Genomic DNA, 21,934 nt, shown 5'->3' with positions numbered 1-21,934 from the left:
CTACGGCTGCAGGTCAGCGAGCAGGTGTGGCAGCAGGAGCTCCTCCTCCACCCGAATGCAGTGCCGTTCGATGGCCGAACTCAGCTGCGGATCCCAGGGGGTCGGGGCCGGGACGCCCGTGGTGAGCGGGGTGCCCAGCCCGCCGGACAGCGCATCGAGGTACGCGGCGCGGTCGTAGCGCCAGGGGACGGCTCCCGGCAGTCGCATGACACCGGCGGCGATGCGGACGCCGCCCCAGTCGAAGTCTCCGTGGTACGCGAGGCGGGTGCCCTCGGTGGAGAGTCGGGCAAGCAGGGTGCGGGCGGCCAGCGAGACGTTGCCTTCCACGCAGATCAGCGGTGGGCAGTCGGCGCCGAGCGAGGCGGCCGCAGCGGAGACGACCGTCGGGTTCTCGCAGACCCGCACGAGCGAGCCGACGTCCGTGAACGGTCCCCCGTCACCGGCACGCGCCAACTGGCGCAGCGTCAGGACGCACGGCTCGCCGCCTTCTCGGGCGGCGGCGAGGATCCGGGCGGTGGTGCCCCGGTCGCCACCCGGCAGCCCCAGTGTCAGCACCCGCGAGGACAGGTCGTCGACGGCCACGCCCACGGCCGCCCACAGGGCCCGGCGGCCCTCGGCCCCGGTAGTGGCCGACTCCGGCAGGCCTGCGAGCGCCTTGAGGGCGGAGCGGACGAGCGCGGCCAGCGGGCGGCCCTCGTCGAGCGCGTGCGCGTCCGCCAGGCCGCGGGCGGCGAGCACGGGCACGGTCAGCGCGGTGGCGGGGTCGGCTGGCAGTTGGGCGAGGACGAGCGCTGCTTGCTCGGCCAACTGCCGCGCGGCGGCCGGGTCGGCGCCGGAGAGGCGCTTGAGCAGGCCGGTGGACTCCAGCCGTGCGCGCCACGCGGCCAGTTCGGCTCGATCACACACGGTGTCGAGCGGCACGAAGGCGTCGCGCCACGCGTCGGCCGAGGCCGCGGCTTCGGCGCGCCGGTCGGTGACCGGTCCGGTGAGTAGGACGACGGCCACCGCCAAGCCATCGGGGCAGGCCAGGGATTCGCGCAGGGTCCGGTCGACCTCTGTGAGCGGCACCGACAGCGAGTGGCCGCTGCGCAGCCTGCGGCCGAGCAGCAGCTCGACCGCGCGCCGCTGCTCGGCGGTGGCGTCCTTGAGGGTCGCGGGAGTGTCCAACGCGCGCCCGGTGGCGAGCCGTTCGCGGACCCGCTCAACCAGCCACGCCGTGTCGGGTCCACCGAGCAGCCGCCGCAGCCGGGGCAGGTCGGTCACCGGGTCACTCGTCCCCGAGCAGGGTCGGCTGTTCAGCGGCCAACGGTTTCCCGAGCAGATGCGCCCGCTGCTCGCGCACCCGCTCGCGCCCGTCCCAGCGCCAGGGAGTGACGAGGACCGCGTCGATGCCCTCGCGCCGGGTCAGCTGGGCGATCCCGATCCCTGGGACGGTCGGGTAGCAGGCCCACTCGCGCTCGCTGGTCATCACCACGTCGAGGTCGAAGGCGGCGAGCAGGCCCAGGCACTTGGCCCGGGAGTCGTCGTCGACCCCGGCGAAGGCCTCGTCGAGGGCGATCAGGCGCGGTGCGTGGGGGCTGCCGGAGGAGTAGTGCGAGGAGGCGGCGGCGAAGAGCGGTACGGAGGCGGCCAGCACCCGCTCGCCGCCGGAGGCCGGGCCGGTGGCGGGCTTCCACTGGCCGTCCTGCCGGCGCTGGATGGTAAACACGTGCCAGGTCCGGTAGTCCAGCGCGCGGGTGAGCTGGTCGGCCCAGGAGTCGCCCGGATGCTCCTCGCGGTCCTGCGCGATCCTGGTCTGCAGGAATTCGCCGACCAGCGCCCGGTCGGCCGGCCGCCAGGCGTCCGAGGATTGGCGCAGCAGGCGGGTTCGGACTGCCTCCAGGCCCTGCGGCGCGTCCTTGGCGGGTTGCCAGAGCAGGCGCAGTGCCATGCCGGTGGAGGTCGGACGGTCCGCCAGGTCCTGGTTCATCGCCTGGACCTGCTCCTCGGCGCCGGCGATCAGTTCCTGCAGGACCCCGGCGACCTCGCCCACCAGGTGGTTCTCCAGGAGTTCGCGTTCCTTGGCGGACAGCAGGCGGCCGCGCTGCTCGACCTCCTCCCGGAGCGAGGCGGCGAGTGCGGGCACGTCGTGGGTGCGGCCCTGGAACAGGACGTCGACGACCATGACGCCCTCGTGCAGGGTCATGCCGACGGAGTGGCCGTGCCGGGCGAGGGCGTCGGTGAGGAGCTTGTGCTCGGTGGTGATCCGTTGCTGGACCAGGTCCCAGCGGCGGTCGCTCTCGTCGACGGCTTCGAGTTCCTGGTGCACGGCCCGGGCCAGGGCCACCGCCGGGGTGGGCGCCCAGGGCTCCTCCGGGCCCAGCAGGGCGAGTTCCGGGACAGCGGTGCCGAGCAGGCCCGTGGCGGCGAAGGCGCGCATGGCGGTCACCGCGCGCTCGCGTTCCTCGGTGGCGTCCGCGATCCTGGCGCGGATCTCGGTGCGCCGGCCCTCTGCCCGGGCCCGGGCCGACAGGGCCGCGTCGCGAGCCGCCCGGGTGGCCTTCTCGGCGGCTTCGCGCCGTTCCAGAGCTGCGTCCGTCTCGGCAAGTCTGCGGAACAACTCCTCGACACTCGCCCCGATGGTCTCGGCCAACACTCGATGCCGCTCGGTAGCCGCCTCCGCCGTGCGACGAGCTGCGCCGGCCGTCTCCTCGGCTTCGGCCAGCGCCTCGGCTGCCGTTTCCGCCTCGGCTGCCGATTCGGCTGCGTCGGCGGCGGAGCGCGCCAGCGCGGTGGCGGCGGGCAGCAGGGCCGCGAGCGCGGCCCGGTAGCCGGCCAGTGCCTCGCGCACCGCGTCGAGCCCTTCCCGGGAGGCCGGCAGACCGGTGTCGGCCGCGTACTCCTCGGCCCGGGCGACGGCCTCCTCGGCCTCCTCCTGCAGGGCCACAGCCGTCTGCTCGGCCTCCGCTTGACGCTCCGCCAGACGACGGACCGCCTCGGCCTCGTGGCCCTGACGAGCGTGCGCCTCACGCAGGTCCTGGTCAGCGGGGGCCGCCCGGTGCTCGGCGGTCAGCACGGCTACCCGCTCCCGAAGACCGGCCCGCTGCTCGTCCAACGCAGCAAGAGCAGCAGTCAGTTCGTTCTTGCGGTCGGCGAGTTCGGTAAGCCGGGCGCGGCGGGCTGCTTCGCGGGAGCCCTCGCCGATGTAGTGGGCGGCCGACTTGTTCCAGGAGCCGACGAGGGTGCCGAGTCGATAGCCGCCGTCGACGGTCACCCAGCCCGCTGCGTCCGAGTCCGGCCCGAGCCCGATCGCGGCGAGGACGGCGAGCACCGCCTCGTCGCTCAGCGCGGCTGCCTGCGGGTCGGCCCGGTCGACGGCCGGGCACAGCACGGCAGCCAGTGAGTCGCCGCCAGAAGGGGAGTTGGCCAGCAGCACGGCATCATGGGTGCCCGCGCGCAACAGGGAGCCGTCGGGGGTGAGCCAGGCGTCGAGCAGGCCGGCCGCCTCCAGCGCGGCCTCGATCCCGGCGCGGTCCGCCGGGGCGACACCGTCCGCGAAGTCCACCGCCCGCCACAGCGGCGCGCCGGGGCGGCCGGGACGCGTGCGGTGGTCGCGGGTGTGGGGGACCGGCGGGGGCTCGTGGCCGCCGGACTCCAGGCGGGCGATCTCCTCTTCCACCGCTTGCTGCTCGCGTCGGACCGCGGCGCGCTCGGCATCGAGCCCGGTCTCCTGGCGGGTCAGGGCCGCCGAGTACTCGCTGTACGCCTGCGCGACGGTCTCGGCCGCCGGGTTCGGGCCCGCCAAGGTCTCGGTCCAGGACTCCAGCTCGGCCAGCGCCTGATCAGGGTCGGCCAGCCTCAATTCGGTCGTGCCCGACGTCCAGCTCCGGTACGCCGAGAGCAGTTCGGCCCCCCGGTGGGCGACCGCCTCGGCGGCGAGCGCGGCGCGCTCCCGCCCGGCTTCCAGGTCCGAGCTGCGCCGGCCGGCCTCCGCCTGTGCCTCGCGGGCCCGGCCCTGGGTCCGCTCGGCGGCGGTCAGCAGGTCGGTCAGGCCGGTGACGGCTTGGCGGCGGCGCTCGACGGCCCGCTCGGCCGCCCGCCTGGTGTCCTGGTGCGGCGCGCGGTCGCGCTCCAGTTCCTCGGCCACCGGCGTGTGGTCGATGCCCGCGGCGTCGGCGCTCTGGCGCGCGGCGGCCTGAGCCATTGCGAGAGCGGCCTGGTCGGCGGTGGCCTGGGCGAGCGCGGCGGCGCCGCGCCGACTCCAGTCGGCTGCGGTGCGCCGGGCCGTCTCCCGGGCGGCCTCCCGGTCGAGCGCGACCTTGCCCAGGGTCTCGGCGGTGCGGCCGGCCTGCTCCAATTCCCGGGCCGCGTCCATCTCGGGGCTGCGGTTCAGCGCGTCGCGGGCTGCCGTCAACCGGACCCGGGTGTCCTCCAGCTCGGCCAGGCTCCCCTCTGCCTGCGCCAAATCCTCCTCGGCTGCTGCGTGTTCGGACTCCGCCTCGCCGAGGTCGCGGCCCAGGTGCTCGTAACGGCTGTGCGCCGCACGCAACACGCCGGCCTGGCGCTTGGCGGCGATCTGCGCGTAGCGGCGATAGTGGGTGAGGAAACTCCCCGCCGCGCCCGACGCCTCGGTCAGTGCCACCAGCGCCTGCCGCTCCTCGTCAAGGCCACGGAACGCCTCGGCGACCTCGCCGACCAGCGCGGGATCCAGTGGGGGCAGCGACTCGGTCAGGGCCTTCGACAGCAGCTTCTCGTCCGGCTTCTTGGACAGCTGCGGCTGGCGCAGTTGGATCAGCAGGCCGACCAGCGCCTCGTAGCGCTCCTGGCCCAGGCCGAACAGCTGCTCGTCCACCGCCCGCCGGTACTCGGTAGCCGTGTCGTGCACCAGGCCGTGGTCCTGCAGGGCGTCGCGCAGCCGCTCCCGGGTGAACGGGACCCGGGTCGGTGAGAGCAGCGGCAGGTCCGGGCCGATGCGCAGAGTGGTGGTGAAGAACCAGTGCTTGGCGATGCCGCGTCCCTTGACGGCTTTCAGCCCGCAGCCGATGGTCCGGTACTGAGGTAGGCCGTCCTCGTCGATCCGGCCGAACTCCAGCCAGGTGTAGCCGGTGCGCTCGTCGTTGGGGTGCTTGCCGCCGAGCAGCAGGTTCCACTCCATGCGCTTGGCCCGGTCGCCGTCCGGCTCGACCCGGTTGGGTGCGAGTTCGCCGTCCAGCAGGAAGGGGAGGGTGAGGGCGAGCACCTTGGACTTGCCGGTGCCGTTGTTGCCGCGCAGCAGCAGGCGGCCGTCGTGGAAGCGGAACTCCTCGGCGTCGTAGTAGAAGATGTCGACCAGTCCGGCGCGCAGCGGCTGCCAGCGGGTCTTGGCGGGCTGGGGCAGCGTCATGAGCGGGAGCGGGCCTTTCGGATGGTCGGGGCGGCGAGGGCGTAGCGGACGAGCGCGGGCCGGGCACCGACCTGGTCACCGTCCCGGTCGATGAGGTCCAGGGCGGTCAGCCGGTCCAGTGCCTGCGCCAGCAGGTCAGCCGCGGCAGCCGGCTCGGCGGCGGATTTGCGCCAGTACGCCGAATGCTGGACCGCGAGCTCGCGGATCAGCCGCGCCAACTCCGGTACGGTGCACGGCCCGTCGGCCGTGACGAGGTGCGCGGCCACCAGCAGTGTGACGTGGCCCTCGGTCCCCTGCTCGGGCATCCGCACGTCGGTCAGTTCGTCGTCCGGGTCCACCATCGCGACCCCCTCGGCACGCGGCTCGGCCACCAGTCCGGTGAGTTCGGTGATCCGGCGGGTGATCGCGTGCCGTTGGGAGACCAGGTAGGCGCGCTCGTCCTCGGCGAGTTCGGCGTAGTACACGACGGGATCGTCCAGCAGCCTGCGGGTCAGCCGGTGACGCAGCGAGCGCAGCCGCAGCTCGTCGGTATCGGGCGTGACTTCCTCGGTCAGGGCGACCAATCGTCGGTCCGGGTCGGCGGTGGCGACGGTGGACGGCCCCCGTGTGGTGGCCAGCAGGCCGGCCAGGACCCGCCTGCGCACGTCGTACAGCACGTCGTTGGAGGAGGCGGACAGGTACGCCTCCTCATCGCCCGCCACCCGGTGCAGCACTCCCAGCTCCAGCAGCAGCCGGACGGCGGCCACCAGGTCGGAGCGTTCCTCGCGGCGCTCCATCCGGAACTCGATCCCGGCCGCTGCCAGGGCCGGATCGGCGGCCGCAGTCAGCACGCCCTCGGCCAGCCGACCGAGCGTGATCTGCGCGTCGGCCCGCTCCAGCACCGCCAAGGCCAGGCAGAGCAGCACGTAGCGGCGGCGGGTGAACGGCACCTTGGTGCGCGGCGCTCGGGCAGGACGGGTCGCATCGTCCAGCCGGGCCGGTGTCTTGAACAGTCGGGCTGTCTCGGCGTCGACCACCAGCCGCCAGCCGGTCTCCTGGGTGAACCAGGCAGCGAGCTCGGCCGCGTGCTTGCGCACCAGCCGGAACTCCTCGTCCGCGATGGTCAGCAAGGGCGCGGCGAGCAGCGCACGGGCTGCCCGGCGACGCTCCGCCTGGACGTCGACCAGTGGCACGGCATTCACGCGGTGTCTCCCGTCGGCGCCAGATCGATGATCTCGACCACGTGCTCCGGGCCGGACAGCACGCCGTCCACCGTCTGGATCTCCACCACCCGCTCCGCGTCCACCAGCTTCAATCGGATCTCCATCGTGCCGTCACCGGTGATGGCCGAAGACTCGCTCTCCCCGGGCATCCGAGCTGACAGTGCGTCACTGAGGACCGTGAGGAAGAGCCGGAACTCCTGAGCGTCCAGCCCGTCCGGACCCGCGATCGCGGAGAGCAGCACCGGCCCGTCGGTGGCCAGCCTGGCCCTTGCGGCAGCGGTCTGCTCCGCCTCCCGTTCGACCTGTTCGGCCAGTGCCTGGCGCGCCGACGCCCGGTCGGCGACCCGGTTGGGCGCACCGCGCCGCTCGTAGGAGCCGGTCTCCCGCAGGCGCGGGCTGATCTCCAGCGGCGGCGCTTCGCGCCAGGGAGTGGCCGGCGGCAGGTCGGCGTCCTGCCAGACCGCCTCGGTCACCGCGTCGACGGTCAGGTGTCGGGCCGGGGTCAGTGCGAACGCCGCGCGCCACAGCCGGTGCGCCGACGCGTCATCCGGCGCCTCGGCGAAGAACCGGGCCAGCGCCCGGAAGTCCGCCGAGCGGTCGGTGCGGCCGCCGCGCCGCTCGTTGAGCGCCGCCACCGTGTTGACCAGGGCGGTGATCGCGCTGACCGCCGCGCCGCGGAGCAGCTTCGCCTGGGAGGGCCGGCGGCTGGAGCGGCTCAGGAACCAGTCGGTCAGCCCGCGCCAGCGGTTCTCCCACCCGGTGTGCGCGGCCGTCAAGGCCGTTGCCCTGGCCTGCTCGGCGGCCTCGCCACCGTCCCCGTCACCAGCGGGAACGGCGTCGGTGGCCTCACGTCTGGCAGCTGCCAGCAGCAGACGGGCCACACCGGCACCCTCCAGCCGGTCGATCAGATCGGCGATCTGCGCGCCGCGGTTGGCCAGGTCGGCAATGAACCGCTCGATGTACTCGACCAGGCGGTCCTTGTAGGCGATGAACGCGTCCTCGTCGCCGTCCTGGAAGTCGATGGTGCGGCGCAGTGAGGCCATGAACGCCTGCGCGTTGTCGGCGAGGCTGCCGAACCGGTCGGCGAGTTGGAGCAGCAGCAGATGGGCCTTGACCGGATCCGGGTCGTCCTGTTCGGCCAGTGCCAGCAGCGAGCCGAGCTGTTCGGCGATGTCCGCGAGGGCGACGGACTGCAGCTGGCCCCGCTGGCCGAGCGCCTCCTCGTACAGCGCGACGGCGCGCAGCGCGGCCTGCCCGTACCGGGTGAGCTGGTACAGGTACCGGGCGCGGTGGAAGTCCTCGACCGAGGTGACCCGGCCGGTGTCGGCATCGGCACGCAGGTTGCCCCACGCCACCAGCTGCTCCAGCGCCCCGCCGACGGCGTCGACCGGGACCCCGGCCACCACCGCGTCCGCGGCGTGCCGCAGTTCGCCGGCCACGTCCTCAGGACGCAGGTGCACGATGAACCGCGCACGCGCCTGGGCGAACACTCCCAGCACCTGGCCGTACAGCTCGGCTTTCGGCGCACTGAGGTAGGCGAAGGGCTGCGGCGATAGTGCGGGGTCCACGCGGAACAGTTTCGCAGAACCCTCAACCCGTCGGGGCGGCTTCTCGGAAACAGCCCGCACACGCACCGATACGGCGTGCGAGCCCGGATCGGATGACACGTCCCATGCAGCCCGCCTGCCTCGCCCCGCCGCACCACACGCTGAGCGGATGACCATCGGAGTCACCGGCTTCGCCGACTCCGTGGTCCGCGTGCGCCCGGCCTCACGCAGCATCGGCCACCTCCGTTCGCGAGGACGACGCCGTTTCCGGAGCCGCCGTCAACGGGAACGAGCAGTCGCCAGGTCGCCTCCCCAACTGCTGGACCATCAGCGCCGCGAGGAGCGAAACGCCTGGCCCGGTGACAGGCAAGCGCTGGGTTCCGACGTAATAGACGCCGTCGGAGCTCGGGTCTACCCCGCCCGGGTCGGCGCCACCGGCAAGGGCGGCGCAGAAGCCCCACAGATCCGCTCTCAATCCGCTGGGCAGGTCTGCATCGACGTAGACGATCGGATGGGCCTGACCGTCGGCGTCGTAGCCAAACGCGACCGCGGCACCGATTCCGTCGGGTACCGGTCGAACGTGTGGGGGAACATCCTCGGCGATACCGTCGAGGTGCTGCACGATCAGGTCCTTCAATGCCTCGATGACCTGCTCGTCGGTGCGCCAGCCGGCCACTGGTGCCCAGGGGCTCTCTCCGTACAGCGCCCGAAGGCCGGTCTCCGACAGCTCCGCGGGCGGAGCCGGGCTCGCCGCTTCGTCCTCGAACCCGGATATGTCGTCGGCGCTGAAGACCACCGCCCCACTCGGTCCGGAGGAGGGCTCGGCGCACAGCAGAGAGGCGGGTTTCGCGAGGTAGCGGCACACGAGAAGCCGAATGACGTGTTCGGCCCGCTTGTCCTCCAGCCCGGGGCAGAGGTAGATCCGCCCACCACTGGCAGCGTCGGCGAACAACGCACCAAGAACAACCTCGGGCGCGGGTGTCTCCATCGCCGTCATTCCGAGGTGTTCGAGAAGCTTGCCGAGCGGCAGCGCCCAGGCATCGTGTGCGCGCAGTCGGTAGGTCTCCCGCTCCGCCATCGCCAAGTCGGGTCGCGGGTCTGGTTGATCAGCGTCGGGCCAAGTGATCTCGTCGGACACGGTTCATCCCTTCCTGTCGATGACGTTGGCGATCAGTCGCCCTCGCCCAGTCAGGCAGCGGCGCGTGGGGTACCCGCCTGCCCGGCCCACGTGTAGATGGGGAAGTCGCAGTCGCCCGGCTTTCGCCCCAGCCACTGGAGGATCAGCGCGCCGAGCAACGCCGCACCCACCCGCCGAACCGGGCTCCGTTCGTTGCCGATGAACAGGCACTCGCCGGCAGGGAGCGAGAAGCGGCCCTCACAAGCCAGCACGGCCAACGCGGTACAGAACCCCCAGAGGTCGGCCCGAAGGCCGGTCGGCTGGTCCGCACGGACGTAGACAACGGGCCGCATGACGCCACCGGGGCGGTCGCAGGTGACCACCGCGCCGATGCCGTCCGGAAGGTCGCACTCGCCGGGCAGGATGTCTTCGGCGAAGCCTTCCAGGATGTCGGTGAGAAGTGCCCGAACGGCGAGGATCACCGTTCGGTCAGGCTGCCAGCCGGCCATCGGGGCCAGGGGCCCGCACTGGTACCGGTCGAGGATTCGCATCGCTGTGTCCTTACCGCGGGCCGTCCGTGGTGAACGGCCCGCGAGTCCGAGTGACGGCGGTCCCTTTACCAGGCCATGTGGTCCTACCAGGCCATGTGGTCCCGCCGTCGGTGAAGGCGCACGTAACAGGTCGGGCACCGGCCGGCGGTCCACGTACCGGCGGACACATGGCCCGGCGGGGCGGTAACCAAGCTGGAGGGGACATCGGGCACGGGGGCACTGTCCGGATCGATCCCGGCCAGGCGACGCAGGTCTTCTGTGGCGACGCGATACCCGCGCCCCACCGTGACTACACGGCAGGGAAACCGTCCACGCCGAGCCAGTTCGTAAGCACTGGACCTACCGATGCCCAGGGCTCTCGCGGCCGTCGGCAGGCTGACGAAGCTGGGCAGGGCGAGCAGTTGGGCTCGCGACAGGCCCCGCAGACGCTCCGGCGCGGTAGTCGGATGCGCCTGCGTGGGTCGCAGCCCACCCTTGCCTTCCTCGGTCTCGGTCGCCATCTCACGCTGCCTCCTCTCGCAAGATGCTCCAGTTCGAGGGCACGGACCGGCGGTGAGGTCCCGGGATCACCAGGTACTTTGCGAGGCGTTCCTCCGCCGCCGTCCGACGAGCCCGGCACTGCTGGTAGCCGATGTCGAGCTGGAGCGCGGCGGCGGCCAGCCCGTTCTCCTCGAGGCGGGTGCAGCCGATCAGTTCGGACTCGTCTTCGGTGATGACTCCCGCCCGCACCGCCCGGTCCAGCACCTGGTCCGGATGACCCCCGAGCGCGCTACGAGGGTTCAGACAGGCGAAGTCCGCGGCCTGCGCCCGCACGGGCATGGCACGGTACGAATCACGGGCCCGCAGACCGTGCCGGTAGCCGGCCCACCACAGTCGCCCCGCGACCGCTCGTGAGTCGATGTCCACGGCCCGGAGCTCACGCAGGAAGCCCTCGACGACCTCCGCCTCGATGTCGGCGTACGGCGCCCAGCCGTTGTTCACGATCCGCCAGGACGCCTTGCGCAACCCCGGCGACATCATCCAAATGGCACCCAGCTCCCATTTGTGGCCGCGATTCTGCGCGAGGAACGCCAGCTCCGACCAGACACCGTCTCGCGCCTCGTACGTCGTCTCGGGGCGCAGCAGCAACGGTCGCAATTCGGTGATCGGCAACTCACGCTGCGGCAAGCTCTCATGGACGGACGCACCGTCCAGGAACAGCGGCCCCAGCCATGCCTCGGGCCCGCTCACGGCAATGTCGACGGCCTTCAGAACAGATCTCTCTCGCACGTATCCCATCAGCTCTCCTGGATTCCGGTGATGTCACGCCGCGACAGGTCGGCAGGGAGTGTCCGAACCGGTCCCGGAGACGGTGAAGTCGAGGCCTCCCCTCATCAGTTGGCGCGCCCGCTCCGGGAGTAGAACGCCGGTCCTGACGTAGTGTTCGACGATCCGGTTCTCCGCCCGGCGGCGGCGCTTGCGGCAGGCGGCGTACGTGATACCGAGGCGGGCGGCGGCTACGGAAAGCGACTCCCCTTCAAGTCGGGTCCGGCCGATCAAGTCGGCGTCCTGGGCGTTGATGACTCCTCGGGTGCACAGCCGGGCCAGCGCGACGTCGGGATGGCCTACCAGACCTGCCCCCGCCACCAGGCGCGGATCGATGTCGCCCGCGATCAACAACCGTTCCGCCTCGATGACGCCCTGTCGGAACCGTCCGACGGCGCGCTGTGCGGACCAGTACAGCTGTCCAACGAGCCTGGGATTCTCGGGACGCACCACCGCGAGGCAACTGAGGAACTGCGCGACCAACTCGGCCTGCAGATCCTGATGATCGGACGGGCCGACACCCGCACGCCGACACATCCCACGCAGCCCCGGGGTCATGGCCCCGACCGCGACGACCGTCCACAGATCCTGGTCGGTCGGCAGCCGGGTCCGCTCGACCAGTTCCCGCCAGATGGTGGTAGCTGCGTCCGGATGTGGCGGGTTCAGCAGCAAGTTCCGCATTTCGTCGAGTGGCATACTTTCGGCAGGCAGGACGCCCCCGAGTGCGCCGCCGTCCAGTGCGAGCGCACGGGGACCGGTGGAGAGCTGTCGGAACATCGATTCGATTCGGTCGAGCACCAGGTGATGCGCTGCAGGCGACATGCGCTGCCTCCCTGTCGAGTCCTGTTCTGCAGTACGCATGGGTGCTCGGCTCTGCAGTTCGGATCGCGCCACCGGATCCCGGGTCCCCCACGGCGGACGCCCCGAACGCTGCACCCGCTTCATAGAGCGTCCGTTCCCCCGCATTTGGGACAGCCGCCAGCGAACTCGTCCAAGATGAGCGGTTTGCACTCGTTCCGACCGCTTGGCAGTGGCCCCTGTTCGGTTCCCACCTGCCATTCGACCGATCCCGAGCGGCCAATCCGCCAGGCAGCCGAGTAGCGGCCGGCTCCGGCCGTTGTGGCCACCGAGCCCTGTCGTAAAGAGAGGTGACCTCTGATCACTCAAACGGGTGAGAGCAGAGCTCTCACCTTCCTGGGCCGTCCTCCTCGCTGCCATGATGCTTATGGGTGCGGATCGGTGGCATTTTCACCGGCCCAGCACCACGACTTGACGCACCGCCAGCCGCCCCGACCGACCAGCCATGTTCTGTGGCTCCTGCCGGGGGCGCAAACACGGCCCGACCAGCACACGCTGGCCGGGCCGTTCCACTCGGCACAGGCACCGCCCCAGCGCGCGCACGGACCACGTGCCCTCACCACCAGTGCCCTCACCACAGTGCCCCGGTACCGTCACTCGTGACCGCCAACGCCGAACCGACCTGCCTCGCCGAGATCCGCACCTCCTACGACACCGTCGCCGAGGCCTACGCGACTTCGTCCGCGGGCCCTTCCGGCAGGACCTGCTGCGCGAACGCCGTGATCACGGCGTTCGCGCAGCAGGTAGGGCCGGCGGGGTGCTGGCGGACGCGGGGTGCGGGCCGGGCATGTAACGGGGTTCCTGCGGGAGTTGGGGGTGGACGCGTTCGGGGTGGAGCTGTCGCCGGACATGGTCGCGGTGGCACGGCGGGCGCATCCCGGGGGTGCGGTTCGCGGTGGGGAGCATGGCGGGGTTGGCGCCGGCCGGCGGGGCGGTGGCGGAGGTGCTGGCCTGGTAGTCGATCCTGCGCCTGCCGCCCGAGGCGCTGCCGGTGGCGTTCGCGCAGTTCCGCCGGGTGCTGGTGCCGGGCGGGTCGTTGCTGCTCGGGTTCCACGTGGGTGACGAGCGGCGCAGGGGGCAGGGCGACGAGCATCCGATGGCGCTCAGCCTCTCTCTGCTGCGGCCGGAGCGGATCCCCGAGTTGGGGGTGGCCGCCGGGCTGGAGCTGGAGGGGTCACTGCGCGGCGAGGGCAAGCAGGCCTGCCTGTTGCTGCGCAAGCCGGTCACGGGCGGAGCCGGCGCCAGGCCGACGGGCTGACGCCGTGTGCCCGTTTGAAGGCGGTGCTGAAGGCGAACGCGTCCTGGTAGCCCACCTCGCGGGCGACGGTCGCGACGGTGGCCTCGGTGTCGCGCAGCAGGTCGGCGGCGAGGGTCATCCGCCAGCCGGTGAGGTAGCCGAGCGGGGGCTCGCCGACCAGGGTGGTGAAGCGGGCCGCGAAGGCGGCGCGGGAGAGGCCGGCCGCGGCGGCGAGTTCGGCCACCGTCCAGCGCCGGGCGGGGTGTTCGTGCAGTAGGCGGAGCGCCTCGCCGAGGCCGGGGACGGCCAGTGCGCGGTACCAGGACGGCGCTGCCGCCTCCGCCCGGGCGCACCAGGCGCGCAGCGCTAGTACCAGGACCAGGTCCAACAGCCTTTCCAGCACGGCGTCCTGGCCGGGCTCCTCGCGGCCGGTCTCGGCGGCGAGCAGGTCGAGCGCGCCCCGGGTGCCCGGGCCGGCGGGGACCACGGCGAGCGGCGGCAGTGCGGCGAGCAGCCGTTCGCCGACGCCGCCGCGCAGTTCGTAGCTGCCGCGCAGCATCACGGTGGCGTCCGGGTGGCCGTCGCCGTAGGTGCGGGGCGCCAGGTTCCGGAGGGTGCGGGTGGCCTCCGGGCCGGTGGTGAGGATCTGCTTCTGCCCGTCGCGGATCAGCACGTGGGGCGGGGTGCCGGGGTCGTCCGCGACGGTGTGCGGGTGCGGGCAGGCGACCAGTGCGATGTCCCCGGCCGCGAGCGCGACGCCCTCGCCGCTCGCCAGCCGCACCGCGCCCCGCCCGCCCAGCACGGCCACCAGGCTGAGCGCCGACGGAGCCGCGAAGGCGATGGACCAGGGCGGCCGTTGGACGAGCTGCCGGATCACCGCTTCCCGGGCCCGGGCCCGGTGCAGCAGGTCGCTGAGGACATCCATGCCCGCCAGCATAGGAGCAGACGATCACCAAGGTTCCGGGGACGATCACCCATGGATCGTCCGGCCGGCAGCGAGTTGGCTGGTGCCCATGGAACCGATCCTCATCCTCGGCGGCACCGGCAAGACCGGCCGCCGCATCACCGGCCGGCTGCGCGCGGCCGGCCACCGCGTCCGCACCGCCGCCCGTGCCGGCGCCGACCTCCCGTTCGACCTGGCCGACCCGGCCGGCTGGCCGGCCGCGTTGGAGGGCGTGCGCGCGGCCTACCTGCTGCTGCCCGGCCCGAGCGGGCCGGGCAGCGTGCCGGAGCTGGCGAAGGCCGCCGTGGCGGCGGGCGTGGGGCGGCTGGTGCTGCTGTCGGCCAACGGCATGGACGCGGCGCCGGCCGACCACCCGCTGCGGGCGGCCGAGCAGGCGGTGCGCGAGTCCGGCGCCGAGTGGACGCTGCTGCGGCCGGACTGGTTCGCGCAGAACTTCAGCGAGGCGTTCTGGCTGGCCGCCGTCCGCTCGGGCACCCTGGCGCTGCCCACCGGCGACGGGCGGACGCCGTTCGTGGACGCCGAGGACATCGCCGAGGTCGCGGCGGCGGCGCTGGTGGAGGATGGGCACGCGGGCCGGATCTACCACCTGACCGGGCCGCGGGCGATCGGCTTCGGCGAGGCGGCCGAGCTGATCGCCGCGGCCTCGGGGCGGCCGGTCCGTCATCTGGACGTCGCCCCGGCGGAGTTCGCCGCGGCCGCGGTGGCCTCCGGCGTTCCGGCGCAGTTCGCGGAGCAACTCGCCGGGCTGCTGACGGCGATCCGCGACGGGCGCGGCGGCGCGGTGCACGACGGCGTGGCGCAGGCGCTCGGCCGCCCGGCCCGGCGGTTCGAGGACTACGTCACCGCGGCCGCCGCCACCGGCTGCTGGAGCTGACCGCCGGGCAACCCCACGGCCCGCGGCCCTTCGACGGGGCACCGGGGCCGCCCCCTCCACGGTCCCGATACCCCGTCGGAGGGCCGCCGACCTGGGCCGTAAGCGCAGTGCAGTGCAGTCGTCATCCGGAGCGATGCCTATGTCATCCCGGACCGTCAGATCCTGTCAAGAGTGTGATGACCATGCAAAGGAACTGAAGCATTGTCATAATCACTGATCGTGATCAATGTCCGATTTGGCGCCGCTTGACCCTCACCCTCCGCAGGCGAAGCACCGTTGGGTCGACCGCCAACCACCAACCGCCGACCATCCACCGCTGGCCACCGACCGCCGACCACCGACCCCCGACCGCCGACCGCCGACCGGCCCGGTCAGATCCCGGTGACCACGCCGCCGATCACCCGCGCCACGCCGTCCGCCCGGGCCGCCAGCGCCGCCCGCAGCCGGGGCTCGCGGGCCGGCCCGAGCAGCCGGGCCGCCTCCTCCACCTCCACCCAGCGGTACTCCTCCAGCTCGCTCTCCTGGAGGGCGACCTCGGTGCCGACCGGCAGCGGCTCGACGTCGAAGACGAAGTGCACGGCGGGGTGGTTCAGCTGCTCGGTGGGGTGGGTCCAGGCGACCGCGAGCAGCCGGCCGACCGGCAGGTCGAGCCCGGTCTCCTCGAGCAGCTCGCGGCGGGCGCACTCGGCCGCGTCCTCGCCGCGGTCGATGATGCCGCCGACGAACTGCCAGCCCGGGCGGTAGTTGGGCTTGACCACCAGCACCCGTCCCTCCTCGTCGGTGAGCAGCACGGCGGAGCCGGTGTAGGAGCGGGACAGCGAGGCGAGCCAGGCGTCCCGGGGCTGCATCTGGTCGTTCTCCACGGCGGTCTCTCCGATCGTCAGAGTCAGAGGCGGCTGGGTGCCGGCATCCAGGGCCGCATTCAAGCACGCGCCCCGCGGCGAACCGCCGCTGCTCCGCGCCCCGCTGCGCCCGCCCCCGCCCACCCCCTGCGAGAGTGGGCGCATGACGACCCACGAGCCGCCCGCCGACCAGCGCCCCGGAACCGGCCACGCCGCCGGCCAAGCCGCCGACCTCGCCGCCGGTCGCGCCGAACTCCCGGCCGGCGCACCGGGCCTGCGCGCGTTCCACGGTGCCGACGGGGTCGCGGTGCTGCTGCTGGACCGGCCGTCCCGGCGCAACGCGGTGACCCTGGAGATGTGGAGCGCGCTGCCCGGGCTGCTCGCCGAGCTGGCCGCACTGCCCGGGCTGCGGGCGCTGCTGGTGACCGGCGCCGCGCGTACCTTCAGCGCCGGCGCGGACATCGCCGAACTCGCCGACGCCTACGGCTCTCCGGCCGCCGCCGACACCTTCCACGCCCGCAACGTCGAGGCGGAGCAGGCACTGGCCGCCTTCCCGCACCCGACGCTGGCCGTGGTGCACGGCTCCTGCGTGGGCGGCGGCTGCCAGTTGGCGCTCGCCTGCGACCTGCGGTTCGGCGCGACCGACGCCCGGCTCGGGATCACCCCGGCCAAGCTGGGCGTGGTCTACCCGGCGGTGCCGACCCGCCGGCTGGCCGAGCTGGTCGGCCCGGCCCGGGCCAAGTACCTGCTGTTCTCCGGCGAGTTGGTGGATGCGGCGCGGGCCGAGCGGTTCGGGCTGCTGGACGAGGTGCACCCGGCCGGGGCGCTGGACGCCCGGGCGCTGGAGTTCGCCCGGCTGCTGGCCCGCCGCTCGCCGCAGACCATCGGCGCGGCCAAGGACGCGCTGGCCGCCGCCGACCTGGCCGGCGCGGTCGCGGCGCTGGCCCCGTGGGAGCGGCGCTCGCGCGAGGCGCCGGACGTCCGCGAGGGCCTGGCCGCTTTCTTGGAGCGCCGCGAGCCGGCCTTCCAGGACGCGGACCAGGAGGCGAACGCCCGCGGCTGACGGGCCTGCGCGCTGGGCTCGACGGAGTAACGTGAGACGTGAGTCCAGTCACTCTCTGGTGAGCTGTCCCCAGGAGCAGTTCCCCCCGAGACGAGGAGTTTCCGGACATGCGCGCAGACGTAGGCGACCGCATCCACATCCACAGCCGGGCCGTCGGCATCGACGAACAGCAGGGCGAGATCACCGAGGTGCGCGGGACCGACGGCGAACCGCCGTACCTGGTCCGGTTCACCGACGGCCACGAGGGGCTGCTCTACCCGGGCCCCGACTGCACCGTCGAGCGCCGCGCCGCCCAGCAGGGCTGAGCGGCGGGCCGGGGGTCAGCGGCCCGGGCTCAGCGGCCCAGCTGCCCGGGCCCAGCAGCCCGGGCTCAGCGGCCCGAGCCCAGCAGCCCGGGCTCAGCAACCCGCGCTCAGCGGATCGGCATCCCCGACACGGTCCGGGCGATCACCAGCCGCTGGATCTCGCTGGTGCCCTCGAAGACCGTGTAGATCGCGCTGTCCCGGTGCATCCGCTCCACCGGGTACTCGCGGGTGAACCCGTTGCCGCCGAGCAGCTGCATCGCCTGGGCGGTGACCCACTTCGCGGTCTCACCGGCGTACAGCTTGGACATCGAGCCCTCGGCGGCGGTGAACGGCTGCTGGTTGGCGGCCATCCAGGAGGCCCGCCAGACCAGCAGCCGGGCCGCGTCGATCCGGGTGCGCATGTCGGCCAGGGCGAAGGCGACGCCCTGGTTGTCGATGATCGGGCGGCCGAACTGCACCCGGGTCTTCGCGTAGTCGAGCGCCACCTCGTAGGCGGCCCGGGCGATGCCGATGGCCTGGGCGCCGACGGCGGGGCGGGAGGCCTCGAAGGTGGCCATCGCCGCGTTGCGCCCGCCGGAGGAGCCGGCGGTGCCGGCCGCGGCCCGCTCGCGGGCCCGGGCCAGCCGCTCGTCCAGCTTCTCCTTGCCGCCGAGCAGGCAGTGGCCGGGCACCCGCACCGCGTCCAGCACCACCTCGGCGGTGTGCGAGGCGCGGATGCCGTGCTTCTTGAACTTCTGGCCCTGGCTGAGGCCCTTGGTGCCGGGCGGCACCACGAAGGAGGCCTGGCCGCGGGCGCCCAGCTCCGGGTCGACGGTGGCGACCACCACGTGCACGTTGGCGATGCCGCCGTTGGTGGCCCAGGTCTTGGTGCCGTTCAGCACCCACTCGTCGGTGGCCTGGTCGTAGACGGCCCGGGTGCGCAGCGCGGAGACGTCGGAGCCGGCGTCCGGCTCGGAGGAGCAGAAGGCGGCCACCTTGACGTCGTCGGGGGTGCCGAACATCTGCGGCACCCAGGTGCCGACCTGCTCCTCGGTGCCGTTGGCCAGTACGGCGACGGCGGCCAGGGTGGTGCCGACGATCGCCAGGCCGATCCCGGCGTCGCCCCAGAACAGCTCCTCCATGGCGATCGGGATGCTCAGGCCCGAGGGGTCGAAGTACTGCTGGGCGTAGAAGTCCAGCGAGTAGATCCCGACCTTGGCGGCCTCCTGGATGATCGGCCAGGGGGTCTCCTCGCGCTCGTCCCACTCGGCGGCGGCGGGGCGGATCACGTCCGCGGCGAAGCCGTGCAGCCAGTCCCGGACGGCGAGCTGGTCCTCGCTCAGGGCCATCGAGAAGCCGCTCATCGGGTCACTCCTCAGGTGGTGGGTCTTCCGGGGCCGGTGGTCGCGCCGCCCTGGTGTTACCGGCGGTAACGTGGACGGAGTCTGCTACTGATAGCCGGGGACTGTCAACGAGTCCAGGGAGCGGGAGAGAGGGAGTGCCGGGGTGACCGCGCTGGAGGAACCGCGCAGGGAGCAGCTGCTCAACGCCGCCGACCGGGTGGTCCGGCGGGAGGGCCCGAACGCCAGCATGAACGCGATCGCCACCGAGGCGGGGATCACCAAGCCGATCCTCTACCGGCACTTCGGCGACCGCGGCGGGCTCTTCCAGGCACTGACCGAGCGGCACACCTCCGGGCTGCTGACGGCGATCCGGGCCGCGCTGGCCGAGCCGCTGGAGCGGCGCGAGCGGGTGGAGCACGTGCTGGACACCTACCTGGCCGGGATCGAGGCCCGGCCGCAGGTGTACCAGCTGCTCACCCATCCGGAGACCGGCGACCCCAACGGGGTGGGCGGGGTGCTGGCCCCGGCGCTGCGGCAGATCGCCGAGGAGATCACCCGCGCGGTGACGGCCCAGGTGGACCTCGGGCCGGACGCCCCGCTGATCTCCGAGGCCTGGGGGCGGGCGATCACCGGCATGGTGCTGGCGGCGGGCGACTGGTGGCTGGAGCAGAAGCCCTGCCCGCGGGCCAAGATGGTGCAGGCGCTGGCCGACCTGCTCTGGGGCCGGCTGGCGGCGGCCGCCGCACTGCCCACCCCGGTCGCGCCCGCGGCACCCGCCGCCCCGGCCGAGACCGCCGCGGAGACCGCCGAACCCGCCGTCGAGCCCCGGACTCCCGTGCAGGAGTGAGCTGCTGACAATCCGTCTCGTTCGACCCCTTGCGCGCCGCGGCGGGCTCCGGAAGCATCGGCCCCCTCCCCCACCGCCGTCCGTGCGAGGTGCCCGTGCGCGTCCGCCGTACCGCCGCCGCCCTGCTGCTCTGCGCCGCCACCGCGCTCGCCCTGCTGACCGCCGCACCGCCGGCCGGCGCGGCCGAAGGGCCGGCCGGCTTCCCGGTCGGGACGGCGACCGCGCCGGACGGCCGGGTGCTCTTCACCGACCGGCAGGGCCGGGCCGTCGAACCGCGCGGCTTCGACCTGGACAAGTACGACGAGACCACCGCGGCCGATCTGCGGGCGATCGCCGACCACGGCTTCACGCTGATCCGCGCGGCGGTCTCCTGGAACCGGCTGGAACCCGCCCGCGACCACTACGACGGCGCCGAACTCGCCAAGCTCCGGCGGCTGTTGGACTGGGCCGACCAGGACGGCCTGCTGGTCCTGGTGGACTTCCACCAGGACGTCTACGGCCCCGCCTTCCTCGGCGGCGACGGGGGCATCCCGCGCTGGGCGACCCGGGACGACGGGCTGCCCTTCGTGCCGGACCCGGCGAACTGGTTCGCCGGCTACTTCCAGCCCGCCGTGCAGGCCGCCTTCCGGCACCTCTACGACGACCCGGACCTGCGCCGCGCCCAGACCGACCTCTACACCCGGGTGGCCCGCGAACTGCGCGGCCACCGCTCGCTGCTGGGCTACGACCTGTTCAACGAGCCGTTCGGCCCGGTGGACGGCGACCCGGCCGACCCGGCGGTGCTCGCCGCCTCCTCGGCGGCGCTGGAGCAGGGCCGGCTGGCACTGATGTACCAGCGGCTGATCGGCGCCGTCCGCTCGGTGGACCGGCGCAGCTGGCTCTTCGTCGAGCCCACCGTCCTGGTCGGCCAGGGCGTGCCGACCAGTCTGCCCGGCTTCACCGACCCGCGCTCCGGCCCGGCCCGGCTGGGGTACGCGCCGCACTACTACGACACGGCGGTGGAGAACGGGGCCGACTGGGACCCGGGCGACGGCTTCATCGAGTCCTACACCGCCGCGATCACCGACTACCCGCGCCGGCACGGGATGCCGCTGCTGGTCGGCGAGTGGGGCCCGCCGGACCCCGACACCCCGGGCAACCGGGAGCTGGTGCGCCGTCAGGTCGCGGCGATGGCGGGCTTCGCGAGCGGCTGGACCATGTGGTACTGGTGCCGGGGCGACGGCGGCTACTGCGCCCTGGACCCGGCCGGGCGGCCGGCCGCCGGGGACGGGCCCGCCTTCGGCCCGTACGCCCTGGCGCTGGCCGGGCTGCCCGCCGCCGAGCAGTGGTCGGCCGGCAGCTGGTCCGCCACCTTCACCAGTACCGGCGGCTGGACCGAGCTGGCCGCCCCGCCCGGCGCCCGGCTCACCGTCAGCGGCGCCGGGGATCCGGAGGTCCGCGCCGGCGGCGGACGGATCCTGGTCCGGGTCCGCCGGGGCGCCCGGGTCACCCTGACGGTCGCGACCGGCTAGAGCAGGTCCGCCCGGGCCGCCTGGATGCCGGCCTGGAACCGGGTGCGGGCGCCGAACCGGTCCATCAGCTCCCGCACCCAGCGCTGCACCGTCCGGGTGGAGACGCCCATCTGCCGGGCGATGCTCTCGTCGGTCAGCCCGGCCGCCAGCAGGGCCAGCAGCTGCCGGTGCCGGTCCTGCGGCAGCTCGGCCGAGTCGGCGGCCGGCATCCGCATCGCCCTGGTCCAGTAGAGCTCGAACAGCCCGGCCAGCGCGTCCAGCAGCGAGGACGGCCGGACCAGCAGCACGCTCTGCAGCTCGGTGCCGGAACTCACCGGCAGCAGCGCCCACTTGTCGTCCACCAGGGCCAGCTTCAGCGGCAGCTCGGGCAGCACCCGGGCCTGCTCGCCGGCGCTGGTGAAGAGCCGGATCTCGGCCTGCCGGTCCGGCTCCCGCAGCACCCGGCTCTCGTAGACCACCCGCATCCGCACCCCACGGCCCAGCGCGGCGAGTTCCAGCTCCGGATCGGCCCGGCGGATGTACGGCGGCTTGTCCAGCACCCGCAACTCGGCCCGCACGCCCAGCTGCAGGCTGCGCCACAGCTCGGCGATCGAGTCCCGCCCGGTGATGATCTCGACCAGCTCGCCGGCCTCGGTGCCGATCCGCGAGCGCCGGTAGGTGCGCAGCAGTTCGTTGATCCGCCCCCTGGTGCGGCGCAGCTCCAGCTCGCGCCGCATCAGCAGCTCCTCCAGCGCCACATCGGGGGCGGCCGCGTTCCACGCGGCGCCGTCCGGGGACACCGGCCGCTCCACCAGACCGAGTTCGGCCAGTACCACCAGCGCGGCGAGCGAGCGCTCGGTGCCGATGCCCAGCGAGTGGCCGAGCTGGCCGGCGCTCAGGCCGGCGGTGCTCAGCAGTTGGAGGTAGAGCCGCTCCTGGTCGGGTGAGAGGCCGAGGCCGCCGAACCGAGCGGTCCACTGCTCCGTCATCTGCGCTACCACCCCCGGTCTCCCGGTCCGACCCGGGCCGTTTGCGACCCGACTGTCGC

19 protein-coding genes are annotated in these 21,934 nt (G+C 73.4%); 6 read left to right on the top strand and 13 right to left on the bottom strand.

The genetic code is table 11. From position 1 onward, the window contains the following. From ACFYNO_RS24860 to ACFYNO_RS24820, 9 genes are all read right to left on the bottom strand, one after another. Positions 1–1,263: a TIGR02679 family protein gene (locus tag ACFYNO_RS24860; RefSeq protein ID WP_388016471.1), complete on the bottom strand. Its 1,263-nt coding sequence runs from the start codon at positions 1,261–1,263 to the stop codon at positions 1–3. A 4-nt stretch (positions 1,264–1,267) separates the two neighbouring features. Beyond that, a complete protein-coding gene (locus tag ACFYNO_RS24855; RefSeq protein WP_388016468.1) occupies positions 1,268–5,362 on the bottom strand; it encodes a TIGR02680 family protein in 4,095 nt (1,364 codons plus the stop codon). Next, on the bottom strand, positions 5,359–6,543 hold the full coding sequence (locus ACFYNO_RS24850) for a TIGR02678 family protein (RefSeq protein ID WP_388016465.1): 1,185 nt from the start codon (positions 6,541–6,543) through the stop codon (positions 5,359–5,361). The genes ACFYNO_RS24855 and ACFYNO_RS24850 overlap by 4 nt, the downstream gene beginning before the upstream one ends. After that, positions 6,540–8,132 (bottom strand): TIGR02677 family protein, encoded by a 1,593-nt coding sequence (locus ACFYNO_RS24845; protein ID WP_388016462.1) that lies wholly within the window; start codon positions 8,130–8,132, stop codon positions 6,540–6,542. Before ACFYNO_RS24845 ends, ACFYNO_RS24850 begins: the two co-directional genes overlap by 4 nt. Positions 8,133–8,334: 202 nt before the next feature. Beyond that, entirely contained in the window at positions 8,335–9,249 is a 915-nt protein-coding gene (locus tag ACFYNO_RS24840; RefSeq protein WP_388016459.1) for a hypothetical protein, read from the bottom strand. 50 nt (positions 9,250–9,299) lie between these two features. Next, a complete protein-coding gene (locus ACFYNO_RS24835; RefSeq protein WP_388016456.1) occupies positions 9,300–9,779 on the bottom strand; it encodes a hypothetical protein in 480 nt (159 codons plus the stop codon). A gap of 83 nt (positions 9,780–9,862) precedes the next feature. Then, entirely contained in the window at positions 9,863–10,279 is a 417-nt protein-coding gene (locus tag ACFYNO_RS24830; RefSeq protein ID WP_388016453.1) for a helix-turn-helix domain-containing protein, read from the bottom strand. Between the two features lies 1 nt (position 10,280). Next, entirely contained in the window at positions 10,281–11,057 is a 777-nt protein-coding gene (locus tag ACFYNO_RS24825; protein ID WP_388016450.1) for a hypothetical protein, read from the bottom strand. Between the two features lie 24 nt (positions 11,058–11,081). Beyond that, positions 11,082–11,906 (bottom strand): hypothetical protein, encoded by an 825-nt coding sequence (locus ACFYNO_RS24820; RefSeq protein ID WP_388016447.1) that lies wholly within the window; start codon positions 11,904–11,906, stop codon positions 11,082–11,084. A gap of 1,027 nt (positions 11,907–12,933) precedes the next feature. On the opposite strand from ACFYNO_RS24820, the gene ACFYNO_RS24815 reads away from it, so the two are divergent. Beyond that, positions 12,934–13,200 carry a hypothetical protein gene (locus ACFYNO_RS24815; protein ID WP_388016444.1) on the top strand — a complete coding sequence of 89 codons (267 nt, stop codon included), beginning with the start codon at positions 12,934–12,936 and terminating at the stop codon, positions 13,198–13,200. Here the strand turns inward: ACFYNO_RS24815 and ACFYNO_RS24810 are convergent. Next, on the bottom strand, positions 13,166–14,104 hold the full coding sequence (locus tag ACFYNO_RS24810) for an AraC family transcriptional regulator (RefSeq protein WP_388016441.1): 939 nt from the start codon (positions 14,102–14,104) through the stop codon (positions 13,166–13,168). The genes ACFYNO_RS24815 and ACFYNO_RS24810 overlap by 35 nt on opposite strands. 88 nt (positions 14,105–14,192) lie before the next feature. On the opposite strand from ACFYNO_RS24810, the gene ACFYNO_RS24805 reads away from it, so the two are divergent. Continuing rightward, positions 14,193–15,017, top strand: a complete 825-nt coding sequence (locus tag ACFYNO_RS24805) for an NAD(P)H-binding protein (protein ID WP_388016438.1) — start codon at positions 14,193–14,195, stop codon at positions 15,015–15,017. Between the two features lie 371 nt (positions 15,018–15,388). On the opposite strand, the gene ACFYNO_RS24800 is transcribed toward ACFYNO_RS24805, so the two are convergent. Further along, positions 15,389–15,880, bottom strand: coding sequence for an NUDIX domain-containing protein (locus tag ACFYNO_RS24800; protein WP_388016435.1), 492 nt, complete (start codon positions 15,878–15,880; stop codon positions 15,389–15,391). Positions 15,881–16,022: 142 nt separating this feature from the next. Between ACFYNO_RS24800 and ACFYNO_RS24795 the strand changes: the two genes are divergently transcribed. Then, on the top strand, positions 16,023–16,922 hold the full coding sequence (locus ACFYNO_RS24795; RefSeq protein ID WP_388016432.1) for an enoyl-CoA hydratase/isomerase family protein: 900 nt from the start codon (positions 16,023–16,025) through the stop codon (positions 16,920–16,922). A 107-nt stretch (positions 16,923–17,029) separates the two neighbouring features. After that, the gene (locus ACFYNO_RS24790) at positions 17,030–17,227 is read left to right on the top strand and encodes a DUF1918 domain-containing protein (protein ID WP_388016429.1); all 198 of its coding nucleotides are present in this window, start codon (positions 17,030–17,032) and stop codon (positions 17,225–17,227) included. 107 nt (positions 17,228–17,334) lie between these two features. On the opposite strand, the gene ACFYNO_RS24785 is transcribed toward ACFYNO_RS24790, so the two are convergent. Then, positions 17,335–18,570: an acyl-CoA dehydrogenase family protein gene (locus ACFYNO_RS24785; protein WP_388016426.1), complete on the bottom strand. Its 1,236-nt coding sequence runs from the start codon at positions 18,568–18,570 to the stop codon at positions 17,335–17,337. 142 nt (positions 18,571–18,712) lie between these two features. Here ACFYNO_RS24785 and ACFYNO_RS24780 point away from each other — a divergent pair, with 142 nt between their 5' ends. Continuing rightward, positions 18,713–19,396, top strand: a complete 684-nt coding sequence (locus tag ACFYNO_RS24780) for a TetR family transcriptional regulator (RefSeq protein WP_388016423.1) — start codon at positions 18,713–18,715, stop codon at positions 19,394–19,396. Positions 19,397–19,491: 95 nt separating this feature from the next. Then, the gene (locus tag ACFYNO_RS24775; RefSeq protein ID WP_388016420.1) at positions 19,492–20,907 is read left to right on the top strand and encodes a glycoside hydrolase family 5 protein; all 1,416 of its coding nucleotides are present in this window, start codon (positions 19,492–19,494) and stop codon (positions 20,905–20,907) included. Here ACFYNO_RS24775 and ACFYNO_RS24770 read toward each other — a convergent pair. Next, positions 20,904–21,875, bottom strand: coding sequence for a LuxR C-terminal-related transcriptional regulator (locus ACFYNO_RS24770; protein WP_388016417.1), 972 nt, complete (start codon positions 21,873–21,875; stop codon positions 20,904–20,906). The two genes, ACFYNO_RS24775 and ACFYNO_RS24770, sit on opposite strands and share 4 nt — an antisense overlap. Positions 21,876–21,934: the final 59 nt, after the last annotated feature.

It is taken from the genome of Kitasatospora sp. NPDC006697 (assembly GCF_042869935.1).
Classification (GTDB): Bacteria; Actinomycetota; Actinomycetes; order Streptomycetales; family Streptomycetaceae; genus Kitasatospora.
Note: the sequence above shows the minus strand (reverse complement) of the source record. Positions and strands in the feature narration are given on the sequence as shown.

Bases quoted from the DNA above. Each gene is read 5' to 3' on its own strand.
- ACFYNO_RS24835 (WP_388016456.1), bottom strand. From the start codon at position 9,779: ATGCGAATCCTCGACCGGTACCAGTGCGGGCCCCTGGCCCCGATGGCC.
- ACFYNO_RS24770 (WP_388016417.1), bottom strand. From the start codon at position 21,875: ATGACGGAGCAGTGGACCGCTCGGTTCGGCGGCCTCGGCCTCTCACCC.
- ACFYNO_RS24805 (WP_388016438.1), top strand. From the start codon at position 14,193: ATGGAACCGATCCTCATCCTCGGCGGCACCGGCAAGACCGGCCGCCGC.
- ACFYNO_RS24795 (WP_388016432.1), top strand. From the start codon at position 16,023: ATGACGACCCACGAGCCGCCCGCCGACCAGCGCCCCGGAACCGGCCAC.
- ACFYNO_RS24810 (WP_388016441.1), bottom strand. From the start codon at position 14,104: ATGGATGTCCTCAGCGACCTGCTGCACCGGGCCCGGGCCCGGGAAGCG.
- ACFYNO_RS24855 (WP_388016468.1), bottom strand. From the start codon at position 5,362: ATGACGCTGCCCCAGCCCGCCAAGACCCGCTGGCAGCCGCTGCGCGCC.
- ACFYNO_RS24820 (WP_388016447.1), bottom strand. From the start codon at position 11,906: ATGTCGCCTGCAGCGCATCACCTGGTGCTCGACCGAATCGAATCGATG.
- ACFYNO_RS24785 (WP_388016426.1), bottom strand. From the start codon at position 18,570: ATGAGCGGCTTCTCGATGGCCCTGAGCGAGGACCAGCTCGCCGTCCGG.
- ACFYNO_RS24790 (WP_388016429.1), top strand. From the start codon at position 17,030: ATGCGCGCAGACGTAGGCGACCGCATCCACATCCACAGCCGGGCCGTC.
- ACFYNO_RS24825 (WP_388016450.1), bottom strand. From the start codon at position 11,057: ATGGGATACGTGCGAGAGAGATCTGTTCTGAAGGCCGTCGACATTGCC.
- ACFYNO_RS24830 (WP_388016453.1), bottom strand. From the start codon at position 10,279: ATGGCGACCGAGACCGAGGAAGGCAAGGGTGGGCTGCGACCCACGCAG.